The following is a 17,109-nucleotide window of genomic DNA, read 5'->3' on the forward strand; positions in this document are numbered from 1 at the left end:
ATGTTTTTTCGCCGCTCCACGCGCCAGCCTGCACCGCAGCAGGTGCAAGGCGAGCAGGCGGTGAGCGCCTCTACCAGCATGCCCGCCCTTGAGCTTGAATCGGTGAGTGTTTTCACCGAGCTGCCCGAAGGCGGGCATCGCCGTATCCTCAAGGATGTGAGCCTGCAGTTCACGGCGAAGCGCACCGCGGTGCTGGGTCTGAACGGTAGCGGCAAGTCCACCCTACTGGGGCTTTTCAATGGGCTCACCCACCCGGATGAAGGTATTGTGCGCGTGAACGGCGTCGACACCCTGGAGGCACCGAGCCGTGGCTCGCAGAGCACTCGCGGTAATTCCCATGGCGCTCGCGGTAATTCGCAGGGCGCTTTTGAGGGTGTGGGCATGCTCTTTGCCCAGCCGGAGGCGCAGCTGATTATGCCCACCGTCGCCGAAGATATTGACCTGAGCCTGCGCCGTGCCGCCGCCGTTGAAGGTAGTGCCCTCAGCGGTGAGCAGCGCCTCGAACGGATTCGTGAACTGCTCCGCGAGCGCGGCCTCGAACACCTTGAAAACCAGAGCGTTTTCACCCTCTCAGGAGGCGAAAAGCAGCTGGTCGCTCTCACCAGCGTACTGGCGGCGCGCCCGCAGATTCTTCTGCTCGATGAGCCGACCACCCTGCTGGATTTGCGCAATCGCGCGCGGCTACTCAAGCACTTGGAGTCGCTGGATCAGATGCTGGTGCTCAGCACGCACGACCTGGATTTGGCGGCGGGCTGCGATGAAGCCGTGATTATTCATGACGGGCGCCTGCTCGCTCAGGGGGATGCTGCGCAGCTGGTGCAGCAGTACCGCACGTGGTGTGCCGAGGGGTTCCCCAACGAGGGTGCGACCGAAGGTCTGGATTCGGCAGGAGGCGCGCATGGGCGCTAACACGCCGCGCGTGAATCCTCGCCCCGCCTCACAGGGCTCGGATTTCAACCCCGGTACTCTGCTGGTGGGTTTCTACCAGCCGTTGAACACGCCGGTGCATCGGGTGCCGCTATGGCTCAAGGGCACGCTCTTCTTTGGGCTGTTTCTGCTGTTGGCGGTGACCGGCTGGCAGGTGGCGCTGGTGGCTTTGGTGGCGTCCACGTTCTGCGCGTTGTGGGCTGGTGTGCCTGCCTCCCAGCTGTGGTTGGTGGTTCGCGCGCTGTCTCTGCTGCTACTGATTATGGTTGGCTATTACGTGTTGACGGGTCAGTACGCCTCCGGCGCGGATGCTATCGCGACTATGCTGACGGCTTTTTATGCGTCCCGCGCTCTGCTGGTGAGCACTCCCCTGCCGGTTCTGATTGACGGCTTTGTGAGGCTGTGTTCGCCGTTGCGTTTCGTTGGTCTTTCCCCAGAGCGTCTGGGTCTGCTGATTGCGTTGATGGTCCGGTCGATTCCGGCGCTCATGGACCGTTGGGGTGCGTTGCGCAGGGCGGCGGTGGCGCGTAACCTGCCCAAGCGCATGTATTGGCGGCTGCTGATTCCGTGGGTGGTGCAGGCGGTTGATTACGCGACGGCGACCGCTCGTGCTTTGCGGGCGCGACACGTGGACGAGCTAAAATAGCACCGAGCGAAGCGAATCTGCTCATTTACACGAAAAGGCGCAGATACGCGAGAGGGGCGGGGTGAACCGTGTAGGTTCATCCCGCCCCTTCGCTTTAACTCGCCTAGCTAGGCTGGTTTAGGGCGTTTCAATGAGGAGCGCCGCCGGGAGCTGCTCCCACCACAGGTACCAGTCGTGCTGACCGTAGAGCGCCTCCACGAGCTTGTCAAAGCCGCGGTAGACGCGCACCGGCATCGCCGAGGAAACCATCGTGTGCTCGACCGCCAGAATCTCGGCGTCGCGGCGGGTCGTGACCGGTACCGGCGTGTAGAACTCGATAAAGTCCGAGGCGATAACAGCCGGGTAGGCGTCATCGCGTTCAAACCAGTAGCGGGCTATGGACAGCATCGCCTCGGGGCTGGGGCTGGAATCCCAGCCGCCGAAGGGCAGGTAGGCGAACACCCCGGATACATCCCGCAGCGGCAGGTCCATAATCAGCAGTTCCGCGGCGCTGTCGATGTCGGTGGTTTTGACCTTCTCATTGATGATGCCGGCGGTCAGTTCGAAGGGGTACTCCGCTTTCAGGGGCGTACCAATATCGTCTTCGCCGAGTTCGCCGTTTTCCATGAGGCGGCGGTAGGTCTGCAGGTAGGTACTCTCGTTCAGCTGCCGGAACGCCTCGTGCGCGGCGACTTCTACACCGGCTTGATCCAGGTATCGATGCTGGTCGGTGATGAGCTCGTGTGCGTACCGCTTGACGGTGTCGGCGGTGATGTCCTGCACTGGGGTTGAGGTACGCAGGGAGACGTTATTCTCAATGGTCCCGAGCAGGGTCGGGTCGAGGGCAACCACGATGGGGGTTGTTCCCCGGTTCTTGCCCTCGTAGAGGTGTTCGAGGTATCGCCGGTTAAGTTCGGCTCGTGGGGCGCCGTGGCGGATTCGCTCGTGTGGGTAGGGATACAAAGCGACGAAGCGCTCGTAGAGCTCTGCCATGGTGTTCTCCGATGTTTGGTTGCCCCCAGTTTATCGCGTATTTTCGCGCAAAAATACGGGTTTTTGGATGTTTTATCAGGGCGCGGAGGGCGAGCATTTTTTTCGTTTGATGAGTGTGTATCGGTGTGTGCTAAACACGCTTAAACTGCCTTTGTGTTGGGCGGTTTGCGCACCTGTTTTCGCCAGAAAAAGTTAGAAATTTTTCGCCATCATATGAGATTTTGGGCGAGTTACACCGGGCGGTGCCAAGGGGTGCGGCAGACACTTTCGCGGAGGTGCGGGGCGCCTTCTGAATGCCTGTTACCAACTGCAGATACGCGGCAGAAAGGGCACCAAACCCACAATTTCAGAAGGAAAAACGCCCTGTGTTCTTCTTCTGCGCGTCATATTTGACGTATTAGGGGCGTCTCGGGCGAGTTCTGCCGCCGCCGCGTAGCTGCTGGAGTAAAGTGTTGGTACCAGCTACCACCCGTGCCGCGTTGGTGCGGAAAACGTCGCTGGGACCATCAACTCGCAGGAGTTCAAACCAACGGAGGTTCTCATGTCGAATAACTACTACAAAGAGATGGTTCGCCTGGCAGACAGCATCGCTGATAAGGCGCATGAGGGGCAGACTGACCGTAACGGCTGGCCCTATATCTCCCACCCTCGCCGTGTGGCTCTTGGGGTACGTAAGCTTGCGTGTGAGTTGGCTGCCGCAACTCACCCTGATATCTCTTTGGAGGAGCTGAAGGCTGAAGCGCAGATTGTGGCGCTGCTGCATGACACGGTGGAGGATACCGGCGTTTCTCTCGCTTTCTTGGCTCGTCACTTCTCGGCGCGTATTGTGGATGCGATTGATGCCTTGACCCGCCGCCCGGGTGAGTCGCGTGAGTCGTATCTGAGCCGGGTGCGTGTGAATGATTTGGCTCGTCTGGTGAAGCTTGCCGATATTGCGGATAATACTGACCCGCAGCGTTTGGCGCTTCTGGAGGAACCGACTCGTACCTGCCTCATGATCAAGTATGAGCACTCGCTGAAGCTGCTGCACCTGAACGATTAGGTTCAGCGCTAACCGAAAATAGAAGCCGCCCGGTATGGAATATGTTCCATACCGGGCGGCTTCTATGAATCATCTATTGAATTAGCTCAGGTGAGAGATAGCGTACTCCGCTTCTTTCTTGGTGAAACCTACCTCATCTGAAATTAGATGCAAATAGATTTCCTCAGGAGTGCCCTGACAGCTCTTTGCTTTTTCCAAAGCATTGGCTTTCCAGTCAGCTCTCATATTGTCTACAGCCCACTGAGCTGCTTCTGGACTGAACGGATTAGGTTCACTGGTCAACAAGTTGTGCAGATCCCGTTTAGATATATCCTTCGTATAGAAAATTAACTCAGCTGTCCCCAAGGCAGACTTATATTCTGCCTTTGTCCATAGGTTAGTAAGAACTAGGTCATCACTATGAGGTCTCGGATCTGATTCTTCCCAGTCGACGACAGTAAAGACAGGCAATGAAAATGCAGTACCCGTAACGACGCATTCACCCTTACCCAAGGTTGGAATCACGTCAAAGGACGCCCGGTCCAGGGTTGGCATCGTTCTTTCGATCATTCGCAGGTCAAGCTCATTAACGAGCCGATGAATAAAATAGTTATGAATCTGAGAAATAATTGTTGGTGATATATCTGCCGGCCGCTGGCTAGAAAGTGTCAGATAGAAACCAAACTTTCTACCTTCCTTAATAATTTCTTCAAATACGTCAAGTCGATAATCCCTCCAGTGGTCTCCTAGTTCACCCGAATTGGCATTCAAGATATTATGCGCTTCATCAATAATAAGATGAGATGTTGCCCCACTACCTCTTTTATTTTTTTGCTCACCATACATCATCTTTGCAAACAACATAGGTATCATACGTTTAATACTCTGATTCGCATTCAGTAAGTCCACAATAAAAAGGCTACAGGCACTCTGTGATTGATCATTTCTTACTTCAATAATTTTATCCAGGTCATTTAAAGCAACACCTACCCTCTTCATAAGAGGATCTAAATGTTCTTTTTGCACTTGACCCCAGGCAGTACTATGTATATAAGAGAATTTAATTATATAGCCCATGCGCACAATAGGGTCTAATCTCGAGAATGCCTGAGATAAATCATCAAGAATAATATTATAGATATACTCTCTATGCATATCTACTGTGTCGCTGCGTTCAAAATACTTCATTTGACCACTCTGAACATCAGGCATTCTATAACTATTTTTATAACTTGGCTTCATGCAATCCAGGTCGCATTTTTCCACACCAATAACTTTTTTATATAAATCAATCCACTCACTCAAGGCGTCACCGCGAGATGTATCTCTGGTTATTAGAAGTTTTAGAAGAGTTCCAATAATGAACTTAGCATATCCAACCCAATCCCCTTTATTTTTATTGTAAGATTTTAGAGTACTGTTTATAAATGGCACCTGAGTTGCGGGACGGGCGTCAAAAAGCATAGAGAGAATCTCTGGGTCAAAGATATACTCATCGCTTATGGGAATCTTATTTGAGTTATTTGACCTTGTAGACAGGCGGTATACCCTCTTATATCTAGAAGGAACACCAAATGATTTCTCATGAGAATATTCACCATTGAAATCAATAACAATAAATTTTGAATTCTCTAGTGCATATTCCCCATACTCCGATCTAAAGAGATTGAGATACAGGCGGTGCAGGGTATTTGATTTGCCGCTACCAGTATTTCCAAAGACACCAATATGTGAAGCAAAAATACGATTAATCGGGATATTAACCTCCTGATCACCTAGAAGGTCTTCACCAATACGGAGTGAAGGGACATTCTCGCCCAAGGCATACATCGCAGCATAGTCTTCTTGGCTAATCCAAGATACTTTATTGCCAACCATCGGGACATACCGCGATGTTACCTGAAAATTATCACCCTTTACAGTACCAATACTCTTAGCCTTGATAACCCTATTAATAGAATCCTTAGAATACCGGTTATCAAATTCCTTGCTACCAATAGAATTTTGCTGGTCAATAATTTTTTCCGAAATGACCTTTGCAATAATTCTGACATTACCTTGAAGAATGGATATAAATGACCCAACCTTGGGGCCAGGAAGAACCTGCCCATCCCATAAAATATTGGCATCATTCACCATGTCATACATGGCCACCTCTGCGATAGCAGAATCGACAGAAATGACAATACCTATATACTTATCCATTTAATTACCTCCAGACTTTAGGATATTCGTAACAACCCCTAGCGTTAAACCACTTGTTTGTTTTTCCATGGGCCCATCTGATTGAATATCCCCTGGTCGAATAAACTTTAGGTTTTTAATATTACTAGAACCACACTTCAGGTTTTCACGAATGGTGCCTTCAGTATTATTTGAGTAACAAAATACATAGACATTCAGCTCTTTATTTCGCAACGCGCGCTGCATCATCTTAGCAATATGCTCATCCTGAAACGAAAATCCAATAACAAACAGAACACTTTGCGGTTTATCCAGTTCCGTTTGAAAAATCCTTAACATATCATGAAAATAGTTTTCTTCAAAGGTCACTCGAGGTTCATGGCCATCAGGATTAACGACAATAGGATTATCAACAACCTCTGCCCTAATCTCTATCTCCTCATCCGCTGTTTTTTCCCAATTAACCGAGCCATGAGGTTTAATTAGAGAGATACTAGGGATTTCATCGATATAATTATTAGACGGACCTCGATAAGAAACAGTTCGGTTGAAGTTTGAGCTGTCTAGAATTCTCTTGAAGTAACCCCGTGCACCATCATTAATCACGAAGGTTTCAGTTTTCGATACCTTATCAAGAGCGTCCTCTATAAATAAATCATAATTTGTCGTAAATATGTTAATATTCTTCGGGTTTTGACGAGAATTCATTCTATGCATTAGGTTAACAACCTCGCTTATAAAAAAGTTGTAATTCTTGGTAACAAAATTTTCTTCAAGTTTCCCCTCTACAAGTTCTTTACTTACCTTCTTAACATCAATAACGAGTAGCTCATTCCCCCTCTTCTGACACGCTTCACAGTATTCTTTATTTTTGCAACAAGTCGGAGATTTTTCTGTTCCATCTTCATTTAAGTTTTTTTCTTTCCAGGCATCCTCCCAATATTTACCCATCGTACCAATTGCTCCTACCGAGCAGCCTGATCCAATCAGAAAATTCACATTCTTGCTGACCGCAACCTCGCGGATCTCTTCCTGAATATTCATATCCCCTCCCGTGGAAATATGGTTAACAACAACCCTCTCAATATAGCTTTATCATGGTGCACGGTCAAAGCCCTTAAAGCACACAAAAAATACCCGCCCGGTGCCGAAGGCATACACCTTCCGCACCGGGCGGGTACCTTATCTGCGAGTCAGGAGCTTAGATGTTGAAGCCCAGCGCGCGCATCATATCGCGGCCGTCCTCAGTAATACGCTCCGGGCCCCACGGCGGCATCCAAACCCAGTTCACACGCCAAGAATCAACCAGGTTCTCCAGGTTGCTCTGAACCTGCTCCTCAATAACCTCCTGCAGCGGGCACGCCGCGGTGGTCAGAGTCAGGTCCAGAATGAGGGTTCCATCCTCATCCCAGCGCAGACCGTAGAGCAGACCGAGGTCAACAATATTGACGCCGAGCTCCGGGTCAATGACCTCCTTGAGGGCTTCCTCAATTTCTTCCTGAGGAACACGAACCTGCACAGTCTCAGTCATAGTTCTATCTTTCTGTCAGAATCCGATAAGGAGAAGAAGCTTACTTCTTACCCACGTAAGAAACGTAGCCCTCTTCTTCCAGGCGGTCAGCCAGCTCGGGGCCGCCCTGGTCAACCATCTTGCCGTCCACGAACACGTGCACGAACTGCGGCTTGATGTAGCGCAGGATGCGGGTGTAGTGGGTAATCAGCATGACGCCCATGTCGTTAGCCTCGTGCGCACGGTTCACGCCCTCAGACACAATCTTCAGTGCGTCAACGTCCAGACCGGAGTCGGTCTCGTCCAGGATGCCGAACTTGGGCTTGAGCAGCTCCAGCTGAAGAATCTCGTGGCGCTTCTTCTCACCACCGGAGAAGCCCTCGTTCACGTTACGTGCGATGAAGTCGGGGTCAATCTCCAGGTTCTTCATGGCTTCCTTAACGTCCTTGGTCCAGGTACGCAGGGAGGGAGCCTTGCCGTCCACAGCGGTCTTAGCAGAACGCAGGAAGTTGGACATGGTCACACCGGGAATCTCAACCGGGTACTGCATAGCCAGGAACAGGCCTGCGCGTGCACGCTCGTCCACGCTCATCTCGGTGATGTCCTCACCGTCGAGCAGGATCTGACCGGAGTCAACCTGGTACTTGGGGTGGCCAGCAATGGTGGAAGCCAGAGTGGACTTACCGGAACCGTTCGGGCCCATGATTGCGTGGATCTCACCCGAGTTGATGGTCAGGTTAACGCCCTTCAGGATGGGCTTGGTGGTTTCGTCATCGAGGATAACCGAGACGTGAAGGTCCTTGATTTCAAGGGTAGACATTGATTTCTCCTGGTAAAGCTTAGTTGTTGCTGAGGGCGAGCTCTGCCTCAAGGGCCTCGGTGAGCTGCTCTTCAAGTTCGGGAACACGAATCTGCTGAATGATCTCGTTCAGGAAGCCGCGCACGACCAGACGGCGTGCCTCAGCCTCCGGAATACCGCGAGCCTGCAGGTACCACAGGTGCTGCTCATCGAGCTGGCCGGTGGTGGATGCGTGGCCGGCGCCCTCAATCAGGCCGGTCTCAATCTCCAGGTTCGGCACGGAGTCGGCGCGGGGGCCAACTTCCAGCAGCAGGTTACGGTTCAGCTCGTAGGTGTCGGTGCCTTCTGCATCCTTACCAATCAGAACGTCACCAACCCATACGGAGTGCGCACCCTTACCCTGCAGCGCGCCCTTGTAGGTCACGCGGGACTTGCAGTTGGGTACGGAGTGGTCCACGAACAGGCGGGACTCAATGTGCTGACCTGCGTCTACGAAGTACAGGCCGTACATTTCAGTCTCAGCGCCGGGAGCGGTGAACTTAGTGGAGGGGGTCACGCGCACCAGGTCGCCGCCGAGGGACACCACAACGTGCTTGAAGCGTGCGTTGCGGCCCAGCTTAGCGTAGTGTGCGGAGGCGTGGATTGCGTCGTCAGCCCACTGCTGCACGGAAACAACGTTCAGCTCAGCCTCGTCGTTCACCACGAACTCAACGTTCTGTGCCAGGACGGTGGAGCCGGTGTGGCGCAGAACCACAACAGCCTTCGAGAAGGGCTTAGCCTCAATCACGATGTGCTGTGCGGCTGCTTCGTTGCCGGTGCCGGTGATGTCGATTTCCACGTGCTCAGCCAGTTCAGCTTCGGCGGGGATGGTCACCACGGTTGCTTCGGTGAAGCTGGACCACGCGTTTGCTGCCACACGGTCCTCGGGGATACCTGCGGAGCCGATGCGTGCATCCTCGCGGGAGACGGTCTCAACCTGAACCTGCTCGGGTGCGGTCACCTTCGGTGCCGGTGCGGTGCCGGTCAGCTTCTCCAGGTGCAGGCCGCCCAGACGCTTCAGCGGGGTGAAGCGCCAGTCCTCTTCACGACCGGTCAGGGGTGCGAAGTCCTCCACGTTGTAGGAGGTCTTACGCTCTGCACGGGATGCTTCGAGTACCTTCTGGACGTTGTTCGGGTTGGAGCCCTGGTGGTGTGCCTCGGTGGCACGGTACAGGGTGTCATCGTGGGCGAACTCGGTGGCGAGCTTCTCGCCCTCCTGGTCCATGCCGGGGATGATCGGGGAGTGGTAACCCAGGGTTTCTTCGTTGGTCGGCATTAGCCCACAGATCCTTCCATCTGAAGTTCGATCAGGCGGTTCAGTTCGAGTGCGTACTCCATCGGCAGCTCACGTGCGATGGGCTCAACGAAGCCGCGGACAATCATTGCCATTGCTTCTTCTTCGCTCAGGCCGCGCTGCATCAGGTAGAACAGCTGGTCCTCGGAGACGCGGGAAACGGTCGCCTCGTGACCCATGGTCACATCGTCCTCGCGCACATCCACGTAGGGGTAGGTGTCGGAGCGGGAGATGGTGTCCACCAGCAGTGCGTCACAAACCACGGAAGACTTGGAGTGCTTAGCGCCCTCACGAACCTGAACCAGGCCGCGGTATGCGCTACGGCCACCGTTACGTGCCACGGACTTGGACACAATGGTCGAGGAGGTGTTCGGTGCGATGTGAACCATCTTCGAACCGGTGTCCTGGTGCTGACCCTCACCCGCGAACGCGATGGACAGGGTCTCACCCTTAGCGTGCTCGCCGACCATGTAAACAGCCGGGTACTTCTGGGTGACCTTCGAACCGATGTTGCCGTCCACCCATTCCATGGTGGCGCCCTCGTGCGCAACAGCGCGCTTGGTCACCAGGTTGTAGACGTTGTTCGACCAGTTCTGGATGGTGGTGTAGCGAACGCGTGCGTTCTTCTTCAGCACAATCTCAACCACTGCGGAGTGCAGGGAGTCGGACTTGTAGATGGGGGCGGTGCAGCCCTCAATGTAGTGAACGTAGGAGCCTTCGTCCGCGATGATCAGGGTGCGTTCGAACTGGCCCATGTTCTCGGTGTTAATGCGGAAGTACGCCTGCAGCGGGATCTCCACGTGGACTCCCGGGGGAACGTACACGAAGGAGCCACCGGACCATACGGCGGTGTTCAGCGCGGAGAACTTGTTGTCACCAATCGGGATGATGGAGCCGAAGTATTCCTTGAACAGTTCGGGGTATTCGCGCAGACCGGTGTCGGTGTCGACGAAGATCACGCCCTGCTGCTCCAGGTCCTCACGGATCTGGTGGTACACGACCTCAGACTCGTACTGTGCAGCCACACCCGCGACGAGGGAGTTACGCTCCGCCTCGGGAATGCCCAGGCGCTCGTAGGTGGTGCGGATGTCCTCGGGCAGTTCCTCCCAAGAGGTCGCCTGACCCTCGGTCGAACGCACGAAGTACTTGATGTTGTCGAAGTCAATTTCGGAAAGATCCGCGCCCCAGGTGGGCATGGGCTTACGCTCGAAGAACTTCAGCGCCTTCAGACGCATGTCCAGCATCCACTGGGGTTCGTTCTTCTTTGCAGAGATGTCGCGCACGACGTTCTCGTCCAGGCCGCGCTTTGCTACCTGGCCTGCTTCGTCGGAGTCTGCCCAACCGTACTCGTAGTTGCCAATGCCCTCGAGTTCGGGGTTCATCTCCAGGATCTCTGAAATGACGGTGTCGTTGGCGTTCTGCCCAACTTTCTCAGTCATTACGGCCTTTCTTCGATGGTTATTACATTTCTCGCCGCCACCTGCCGGTTGCAGGCGCGGTAGTTGAGGGGGCTGATGCCGCACTCAACCACAATGCGTGATGCGGTGTACGTGGTGTGGTTGCGGGCGGGTTTCAGCGTGCGGGTCGCACCCTTGAGGGGGGCATCGGGGTGCGCCGCTGCGTACTGCGGTAAGCGTTACGCGGAAGGTTCTTCTGCGTTCTTCTCGCTCTCGGCGGTGATACGGTTCAGGGGCACGTGCGTGGTACACACGTGAGCACCCGAAGCCATGGTTGAAAGCCTACGGACATCAACGCCGAGCAGGTCAGAAATAATCCCGGTTTCCTGCTCGCAGAACACTTGGAAGTCTCCAGCAAGGTCGCGCACCGGGCAGTGACCCTGACAGAGCTGAATACTTGCAAGGAAATGCTCGGGAACGGTTCGTCCTGCAGGAGGTGCGGTGACCTGAGCGGTCGCCACGAAACCGTCCTTGCTCATTGCCTCTGCGAGCGCCTGCGCTCGGGCTGCCACATCGTCACCGGCGGCTTCTACGACGGGGCGGTAGCGGGCTTCCATGTCTGCGGCGCGGGCGGAGGCGAAAGCTTCGAGGGCTTCCTGCCCAACCGTGTCGCGGAGCATTTGCAGGGCGTCGCGGGCGATGATGAGGTAGTCGTTGCCGAGGCGTTCGTGGCCCTGGGGGGCGATCACGTAGCGGCGGGCGGGTCGTCCAGCTCCGGCGCCGTGCTTTTTGATGGGCGCGACCTCAATCATGTTGTTGGATTCGAGGGCGTCGAGGTGGCGGCGTACCGCTGCGGGGGTGAGGCTGAGGAGCTCACCGAGGGTTGCTGCGGATACGGGGCCGTTATTGAGGACTTCACGCAGGACGCGGTCCCTGGTGCGTTCTTCTGCCTCGGCTTTGCGCTTGGATGTGCGTGCCGCGGAGGACTTTGTACTGGAAGCACCAGTAGAGCCCGATGCGGCGGTTCGGGTGCCGTTTCGGGTCTGCGCCTCGTTCGTTGAGGCGCGCTGAGGGGTCTTATTCACGGAATACACAAGTAAAGTATGTCCTAATTAGTTTTTCTTTGGCTAGTTAGGTACCCCTACTTGCTAACTTTTCTACCTTAAAGTGAACTTTTGAGTCGTAACGGGCGTGCCTTGAACGTGAGTTAGGGCATAAGATGAAGGGGCACACACGCTCCTTCATCGCAAAAATCGAAAGTGACTGTCTATGGAGACCACCACCGCGGGCCAGCAGGACCACCCTGGGCGTGCATCCGCCGCGCCAACGGCACACGCTGAGCACCACACGGAGCCCAGCGCCTCCCCCACCGCACGACGACGCATCATCACCGAAGAACCGGCGCTCAGCATTAAAGACCTCATCAAAGAGTTCAAACCCTCACGCGCCTTCCGCACCAAATACCCCGAACGGCTCACCGCCAGCGGGCTCTACCGCGCCGTCAACAAGGTCAACCTGCGCGTCTTCCCCGGTGAGGTGGTCGTCCTCCTCGGAGCTAACGGTGCCGGTAAAACCACGACCCTCGCCTGCGCCCAGGGCCTACTCAAACCCACCCGCGGTACCGTGCGCCTACTCGGAGAAAACCCGCTGCAGGCAGACCCGGAGCTGCGCGCCAAGGTCGGCATTATGCTCCAGGACGGCGGCCTGCCCAACGCCATGCACCCCATTCCGCTACTCGAGCACATCTCGACCATGTACACCGACCCGTACCCGGTCGAAGAGCTTGCAGAACGCCTCGGCATTGATGCCTTCAACGGCACCACGATTCGCCGCCTCTCGGGTGGTCAGAAACAGCGCGTCTCCCTCGCCGCCGCCCTCATCGGTCGCCCGGACGTGCTCTTCCTCGACGAGCCCTCCGCGGGCCTGGATCCGCAATCCCGCAACGTCGTCTTCGACATCATTCGTGAACAGCGTGAACTCGGCACTGCGATTGTGCTCACCACGCACCTGATTGACGACGCGCAGAAGCTCGCCGACTACGTCTACATCATTGAAAACGGCGCCACGGTTCAGGAAGGTACCGTCTCCGAGCTCATCGCCAGCGACGGCACAAACCGCCTGCAGTACACACTGAATGCACCCACCCCCACCCGTGAACAGCTGCTACCCGCACATCTGCGGGTAGGTGTGGAGCTCATCGAGAAGGTGCCCTACACCCCGGCTCGTGACGGTGCGCCCTCCGTACCCGGCGAGTATGAGCTGGTCGGCGCACTGCGTCCCGAGCATCTGGTGGCGTTCACCTCGGCGCTCGCCGAACGTTACCTCATGCCGATTTCTCTCACCATGGAACCGAAGACTCTTGAGGATGTCTTCCTCGACATTTCAGGACGTGATATCCGATGAGCAACACCGCACGCACTAACAACAACCGGGCGGCCAACAACCGGGCGGCAGAAAACCAAGTAAAAGAAAAGCCTGCAGAAGAGAGCCGAGTAGAAGGGAACCGAGCGGAAGGGAACCGAATGGAAGAACGCGCCGCGAACACCCGCTCCGCCGTAGACACTCGCCCCAGGGTCTCTTCTATTGACGAAGACGAGGAGTACATTCCCCCGCGCGCGAACTACCCGCTCGTGCGCGTGATCGAGCAGGGCCGCTACGAGACCATGGCGATGCTCCGCAACGGCGAGCAGCTGATGCTCAACATTATTTTTCCCGTCATGGCGCTCATTGCGTTGCGGTTCACCGGCCTGATCGATGAGTACGCGAACTCGGTGGGGGTATCCCGCATGGATGCGGCGGTCCCCGGCGTTCTGGCGCTCTGCGTGATTTCTACGGCGCTGTCCGGTCAGGGCATTGCCACCGGTTTTGACCGCCGCTACGGCGTGCTGCGGTTCCTGGCGACCACTCCCCTGGGCCGTAACGGCCTGATCATGGGCAAGTGCATTGCGGTGCTGGTGGTCGTGGCAATTCAGTTCACGCTGGTTGCGGTGCTTGGGTACGGTCTGGGCTGGCGCCCGGACGCTATCGCCGTCTCGCGCTCCATCATCACGATGCTCATGGGTGCCGGCGCGTTTACGGCGCTGGGTCTGCTCATTGCCGGTACGGTGCGCGCGGAGGCGACCCTCGCCATCGTGAATATTGCCTGGGTGATTCTTGCCGGTGCCGGCGGCGTGGTGTTCCCGCTCAAGTCCTTCCCCGACTGGTACGCCGGAATCGTGGCGTGGTCGCCCTCAGCGGCTCTGGGTGACGCGTTGCGCGGCAACTTCATTCAGCATCAGTGGCTCGCCGACCCGCACTGGGTACTCATCGTGTGGACCGTGGTCATTGGGTTTATTGCCTCGCGCAAGTTCAAGTGGTCTGACTAGTATCAACCTGGCAGGCAGCGCTTTTCGCGCATACAGCTAAAGCAACTGCAGGTTAAAAAGGCGGGCGCCGGATATGTTTCCGACCATATCCGGCGCCCATTCATATAACACAAACCTTTAGCCTCAATCACGCACAAAGTGCACGGTCAGAGACTAAAAGAAAGCACTCTCCTCCAGAACCTTTTATCTCACCACCACAGTAAGATAATCGACGGTTCTTACGCGGAGGAGGGGCTTCAATCACCGAGATGCAGACCGACCCAACCACTGTTTCGGTCTGCAACCTTCCTGCTCAACCTTAACATGAGCTTCACCACTTACACAAAAATTGTTACGTTACTGAACAATATTCAGCGCATAGCTCAGAAACACAGCTCAAACGTGCACCGCGAAATCCGCGGAGCCCGCGTTGTAGCGTCGCTTTTTCTCCATCTCAGCCCCGTATCACCCTGTGAATGTCTGCATTCACACACCGGATACTTCCGCCCAGTGAACTATCCTGTTAAAACGAAAGGGTCGAAACAACTCTCCGGACGCCCCGCGCACAGCACCCCGTGTGCCCCGCACCTACCCGGGTGCCTACCGGCGCGGGAATAAGCGCCACCGAAGGCACGTTACACCCGACGGACAGCGCGCTAGCACAAGCCTGCTGGCGCATCCACTCACGTTGTGAAAGGACACCCACGTGGCAGAGAACTTCCAGTGGACAGAAACCGACCAGCGCGCCGTAGATACCGCACGTATCCTCGCCGCAGACGCCGTAGAAAAGGTCGGATCCGGCCACCCCGGCACCGCAATGAGCCTGGCGCCGGTCGCCTACCTGCTCTTCCAGAAGGTCATGAACCAGGATCCCTCCGACGACCGCTGGGAAGGCCGTGACCGCTTCATCCTCTCCCCCGGCCACACCTCCCTCACCCTGTACACTCAGCTGTTCCTCGGCGGCTACGGCCTCGAAATGAGCGACCTGGAAGCCCTGCGCACCTGGGGTGCCCTCACCCCCGGCCACCCCGAATACAAGCACACCAAGGGCGTAGAAATCACCACCGGCCCGCTCGGCCAGGGCCTGGCCTCCGCCGTTGGTTTCGCCTACGCACAGCGTCGTATGCGCGGCATGTTCGACCCCGAAGCAGCACCGGGCACCTCCCCCTTCGACCACCACGTCTACGTCATCGCCTCCGAAGGTGACGTGCAGGAGGGCGTGACCGCCGAAGCCAGCGCGCTTGCGGGCCACCAGGAGCTCGGCAACCTGATTGTCGTCTGGGACCGCAACCACATCTCCATTGAGGAAGACACCGACGTTGCCTTCACCGAGGACGTAGCAAAGCGCTACGAGTCCTACGGTTGGGATGTTCAGCGCGTGGACTGGACCCGCACCGGCGACTACGTTGAGGACGTCGCAGAACTGTACGCCGCTATTGAGCGCGCGAAGGCTGTCACCGACAAGCCTTCCTTCATTGAGCTGCGCACCATCATCGGCTACCCCGCCCCCACCAAGCAGAACACCGGCGCAGTACACGGCTCCAAGCTCGGCGCCGATGAGGTAGCCGCAACCAAGGAACTGCTCGGCTTCGACCCCGCCAAGAGCTTCTTCATCGAGGAGAACGTGCTGGCACACACCCGTCAGCTGCGCGAGCGCGGCGCTGCGGCACACAAGGCATGGGACGAGAAGTTCGAGGCATGGGCTAAGGCTAACCCCGAGCGCGCCGAACTGTACAAGCGCCTCGTTGCAGGCGAACTGCCCGCGGACTACAAGGCTGCTTTCCCCGTGTTCGAGGCTGGCACCTCCGTGGCAACCCGCGCGGCATCCGGCACCGTCATCAACGCTATTGCTGACACCTTCCCCGAACTGTGGGGCGGCTCCGCTGACCTCGCCGGCTCGAACCTGACCACCATCAAGGGGGCAGAGTCCTTCAACCCGGCATCGCGAACCACCGAAGACTGGACCGGTAACCCCTACGGCCGCGTGCTGCACTTCGGTATTCGTGAGCATGCTGCCGCAGCAATCGTTAACGGTATTGTGCTCTCCTCCCCCACCCGCGCATTCTCGGGCACCTTCTTCGTGTTCTCCGACTACCAGCGCCCGGCCGTTCGCCTCTCCGCACTGATGGGCGTTCCCTCAGTGTACGTGTGGACCCACGACTCCATCGGCGTGGGCGAAGACGGCCCCACCCACCAGCCGATCGAGCACCTCTCCGCCCTGCGCGCCATCCCCGGCTTCGACGTGGTTCGCCCCGCGGACGCTAACGAAACCGCCGTCGCATGGCGCACCATCCTGGAGAAGTTCGACCGCCCCGCAGGTATCGTGCTCTCCCGCCAGAACCTGCCCGTCTGGGCTCGTGAAGACGTGCACGCAGACGCTGAGGGCGAGAAGTTCGCTTCCGCTGAGGGCACCGCACGCGGCGGCTACATCATGGCTGACACCGAGGGCACCCCGGACGTCATCCTGATCGCTACCGGTTCCGAGGTTGAGCTCGCTGTTCAGGCTCGCGCAACCCTCGCAGAGCAGGGCATCGCGGCTCGCGTGGTTTCCATGCCTTCACGTGAGTGGTTCGCTGAGCAGGACGCAGAGTACCGCGAGTCGGTTCTGCCCTCCTCGGTTGCAGCCCGCGTCTCCATCGAAGCTGGCCTGGCAATGAGCTGGTACGACCTGCTCGGCACCGCCGGCCGCGCCGTATCCATCGAGCACTTCGGCGCATCCGCCGATGCGAAGACCCTGTACCGCGAATTCGGTATCACCGCGGAGGCTGTCGTGGCTGCCGCTAAGGAATCCATCGCCGCCGCTAAGTAGGCAATAACAACGCCGCGGTAACTGCCGCGCACACTGCGCTCCCCCTTGTACGTGTGGGGCGCGGACGCAACGGGGAGGCTCCGGCTGACCGCTCAGCCGGAGCCTCCCGCCGCCCAGTAGTTTTCACTGATATCTCAAATTTCAATTTCGACAAAGAATCGAAGGTT

General features: G+C 56.7%; 14 protein-coding genes. 6 read left to right on the forward strand and 8 right to left on the reverse strand.

Features of this window, described 5'->3' with window-relative positions:
* Window positions 1-909 carry an energy-coupling factor ABC transporter ATP-binding protein gene (locus tag HMPREF2527_RS03370; protein WP_070506319.1) on the forward strand — a complete coding sequence of 303 codons (909 nt, stop codon included), beginning with the start codon at window positions 1-3 and terminating at the stop codon, window positions 907-909.
* Window positions 899-1,573 (forward strand): energy-coupling factor transporter transmembrane component T family protein, encoded by a 675-nt coding sequence (locus tag HMPREF2527_RS03375; protein WP_070506321.1) that lies wholly within the window; start codon window positions 899-901, stop codon window positions 1,571-1,573. Before HMPREF2527_RS03370 ends, HMPREF2527_RS03375 begins: the two co-directional genes overlap by 11 nt.
* Before the next feature lie 117 nt (window positions 1,574-1,690).
* Here HMPREF2527_RS03375 and HMPREF2527_RS03380 read toward each other — a convergent pair whose 3' ends face one another.
* A complete protein-coding gene (locus HMPREF2527_RS03380; RefSeq protein WP_070506322.1) occupies window positions 1,691-2,545 on the reverse strand; it encodes a DUF4253 domain-containing protein in 855 nt (284 codons plus the stop codon).
* A 541-nt stretch (window positions 2,546-3,086) separates the two neighbouring features.
* On the opposite strand from HMPREF2527_RS03380, the gene HMPREF2527_RS03385 reads away from it, so the two are divergent.
* The gene (locus HMPREF2527_RS03385; RefSeq protein ID WP_012903571.1) at window positions 3,087-3,587 is read left to right on the forward strand and encodes an HD domain-containing protein; all 501 of its coding nucleotides are present in this window, start codon (window positions 3,087-3,089) and stop codon (window positions 3,585-3,587) included.
* Window positions 3,588-3,668: 81 nt separating this feature from the next.
* Here the strand turns inward: HMPREF2527_RS03385 and HMPREF2527_RS03390 are convergent, their stop codons facing one another.
* From HMPREF2527_RS03390 to HMPREF2527_RS03420, 7 genes are all read right to left on the reverse strand, one after another.
* Window positions 3,669-5,771, reverse strand: a complete 2,103-nt coding sequence (locus HMPREF2527_RS03390; RefSeq protein ID WP_070506323.1) for an Ltp family lipoprotein — start codon at window positions 5,769-5,771, stop codon at window positions 3,669-3,671.
* Window positions 5,772-6,794, reverse strand: a complete 1,023-nt coding sequence (locus HMPREF2527_RS03395; protein WP_070506325.1) for an SIR2 family protein — start codon at window positions 6,792-6,794, stop codon at window positions 5,772-5,774.
* A 157-nt stretch (window positions 6,795-6,951) separates the two neighbouring features.
* A complete protein-coding gene (locus tag HMPREF2527_RS03400) occupies window positions 6,952-7,281 on the reverse strand; it encodes a metal-sulfur cluster assembly factor (protein ID WP_012903572.1) in 330 nt (109 codons plus the stop codon).
* A gap of 40 nt (window positions 7,282-7,321) precedes the next feature.
* Window positions 7,322-8,080, reverse strand: a complete 759-nt coding sequence (sufC, locus tag HMPREF2527_RS03405) for a Fe-S cluster assembly ATPase SufC (RefSeq protein ID WP_005509109.1) — start codon at window positions 8,078-8,080, stop codon at window positions 7,322-7,324.
* A 19-nt stretch (window positions 8,081-8,099) separates the two neighbouring features.
* Window positions 8,100-9,374, reverse strand: a complete 1,275-nt coding sequence (gene sufD, locus HMPREF2527_RS03410; protein ID WP_070506326.1) for a Fe-S cluster assembly protein SufD — start codon at window positions 9,372-9,374, stop codon at window positions 8,100-8,102.
* Window positions 9,374-10,831, reverse strand: a complete 1,458-nt coding sequence (sufB, locus tag HMPREF2527_RS03415; protein ID WP_049337647.1) for a Fe-S cluster assembly protein SufB — start codon at window positions 10,829-10,831, stop codon at window positions 9,374-9,376. Before sufB ends, sufD begins: the two co-directional genes overlap by 1 nt.
* Window positions 10,832-11,028: 197 nt before the next feature.
* Window positions 11,029-11,883, reverse strand: a complete 855-nt coding sequence (locus tag HMPREF2527_RS03420) for a helix-turn-helix transcriptional regulator (RefSeq protein ID WP_070506328.1) — start codon at window positions 11,881-11,883, stop codon at window positions 11,029-11,031.
* Between the two features lie 175 nt (window positions 11,884-12,058).
* On the opposite strand from HMPREF2527_RS03420, the gene HMPREF2527_RS03425 reads away from it, so the two are divergent.
* The 3 genes from HMPREF2527_RS03425 (at window position 12,059) to tkt (ending at window position 16,942) form a co-directional block, all read left to right on the forward strand.
* A complete protein-coding gene (locus HMPREF2527_RS03425) occupies window positions 12,059-13,192 on the forward strand; it encodes an ABC transporter ATP-binding protein (protein ID WP_070506329.1) in 1,134 nt (377 codons plus the stop codon).
* Window positions 13,189-14,154, forward strand: a complete 966-nt coding sequence (locus tag HMPREF2527_RS03430; RefSeq protein ID WP_070506332.1) for an ABC transporter permease — start codon at window positions 13,189-13,191, stop codon at window positions 14,152-14,154. Before HMPREF2527_RS03425 ends, HMPREF2527_RS03430 begins: the two co-directional genes overlap by 4 nt.
* 685 nt (window positions 14,155-14,839) lie before the next feature.
* Window positions 14,840-16,942: a transketolase gene (tkt, locus tag HMPREF2527_RS03435; RefSeq protein ID WP_070506334.1), complete on the forward strand. Its 2,103-nt coding sequence runs from the start codon at window positions 14,840-14,842 to the stop codon at window positions 16,940-16,942.
* Window positions 16,943-17,109: the final 167 nt, after the last annotated feature.

The sequence above is a fragment of the Rothia sp. HMSC071B01 genome (assembly GCF_001808945.1).
GTDB lineage: Bacteria > Actinomycetota > Actinomycetes > Actinomycetales > Micrococcaceae > Rothia.

What these genes read in the sequence shown, in the direction of transcription:
- HMPREF2527_RS03370 (WP_070506319.1), top strand. Translation starts at nt 1, where the DNA reads ATGTTTTTTCGCCGCTCCACGCGCCAGCCTGCACCGCAGCAGGTGCAA.
- HMPREF2527_RS03375 (WP_070506321.1), top strand. Translation starts at nt 899, where the DNA reads ATGGGCGCTAACACGCCGCGCGTGAATCCTCGCCCCGCCTCACAGGGC.
- HMPREF2527_RS03380 (WP_070506322.1), bottom strand. Translation starts at nt 2,545, where the DNA reads ATGGCAGAGCTCTACGAGCGCTTCGTCGCTTTGTATCCCTACCCACAC.
- HMPREF2527_RS03385 (WP_012903571.1), top strand. Translation starts at nt 3,087, where the DNA reads ATGTCGAATAACTACTACAAAGAGATGGTTCGCCTGGCAGACAGCATC.
- HMPREF2527_RS03390 (WP_070506323.1), bottom strand. Translation starts at nt 5,771, where the DNA reads ATGGATAAGTATATAGGTATTGTCATTTCTGTCGATTCTGCTATCGCA.
- HMPREF2527_RS03395 (WP_070506325.1), bottom strand. Translation starts at nt 6,794, where the DNA reads ATGAATATTCAGGAAGAGATCCGCGAGGTTGCGGTCAGCAAGAATGTG.
- HMPREF2527_RS03400 (WP_012903572.1), bottom strand. Translation starts at nt 7,281, where the DNA reads ATGACTGAGACTGTGCAGGTTCGTGTTCCTCAGGAAGAAATTGAGGAA.
- sufC (WP_005509109.1), bottom strand. Translation starts at nt 8,080, where the DNA reads ATGTCTACCCTTGAAATCAAGGACCTTCACGTCTCGGTTATCCTCGAT.
- sufD (WP_070506326.1), bottom strand. Translation starts at nt 9,374, where the DNA reads ATGCCGACCAACGAAGAAACCCTGGGTTACCACTCCCCGATCATCCCC.
- sufB (WP_049337647.1), bottom strand. Translation starts at nt 10,831, where the DNA reads ATGACTGAGAAAGTTGGGCAGAACGCCAACGACACCGTCATTTCAGAG.
- HMPREF2527_RS03425 (WP_070506329.1), top strand. Translation starts at nt 12,059, where the DNA reads ATGGAGACCACCACCGCGGGCCAGCAGGACCACCCTGGGCGTGCATCC.
- HMPREF2527_RS03430 (WP_070506332.1), top strand. Translation starts at nt 13,189, where the DNA reads ATGAGCAACACCGCACGCACTAACAACAACCGGGCGGCCAACAACCGG.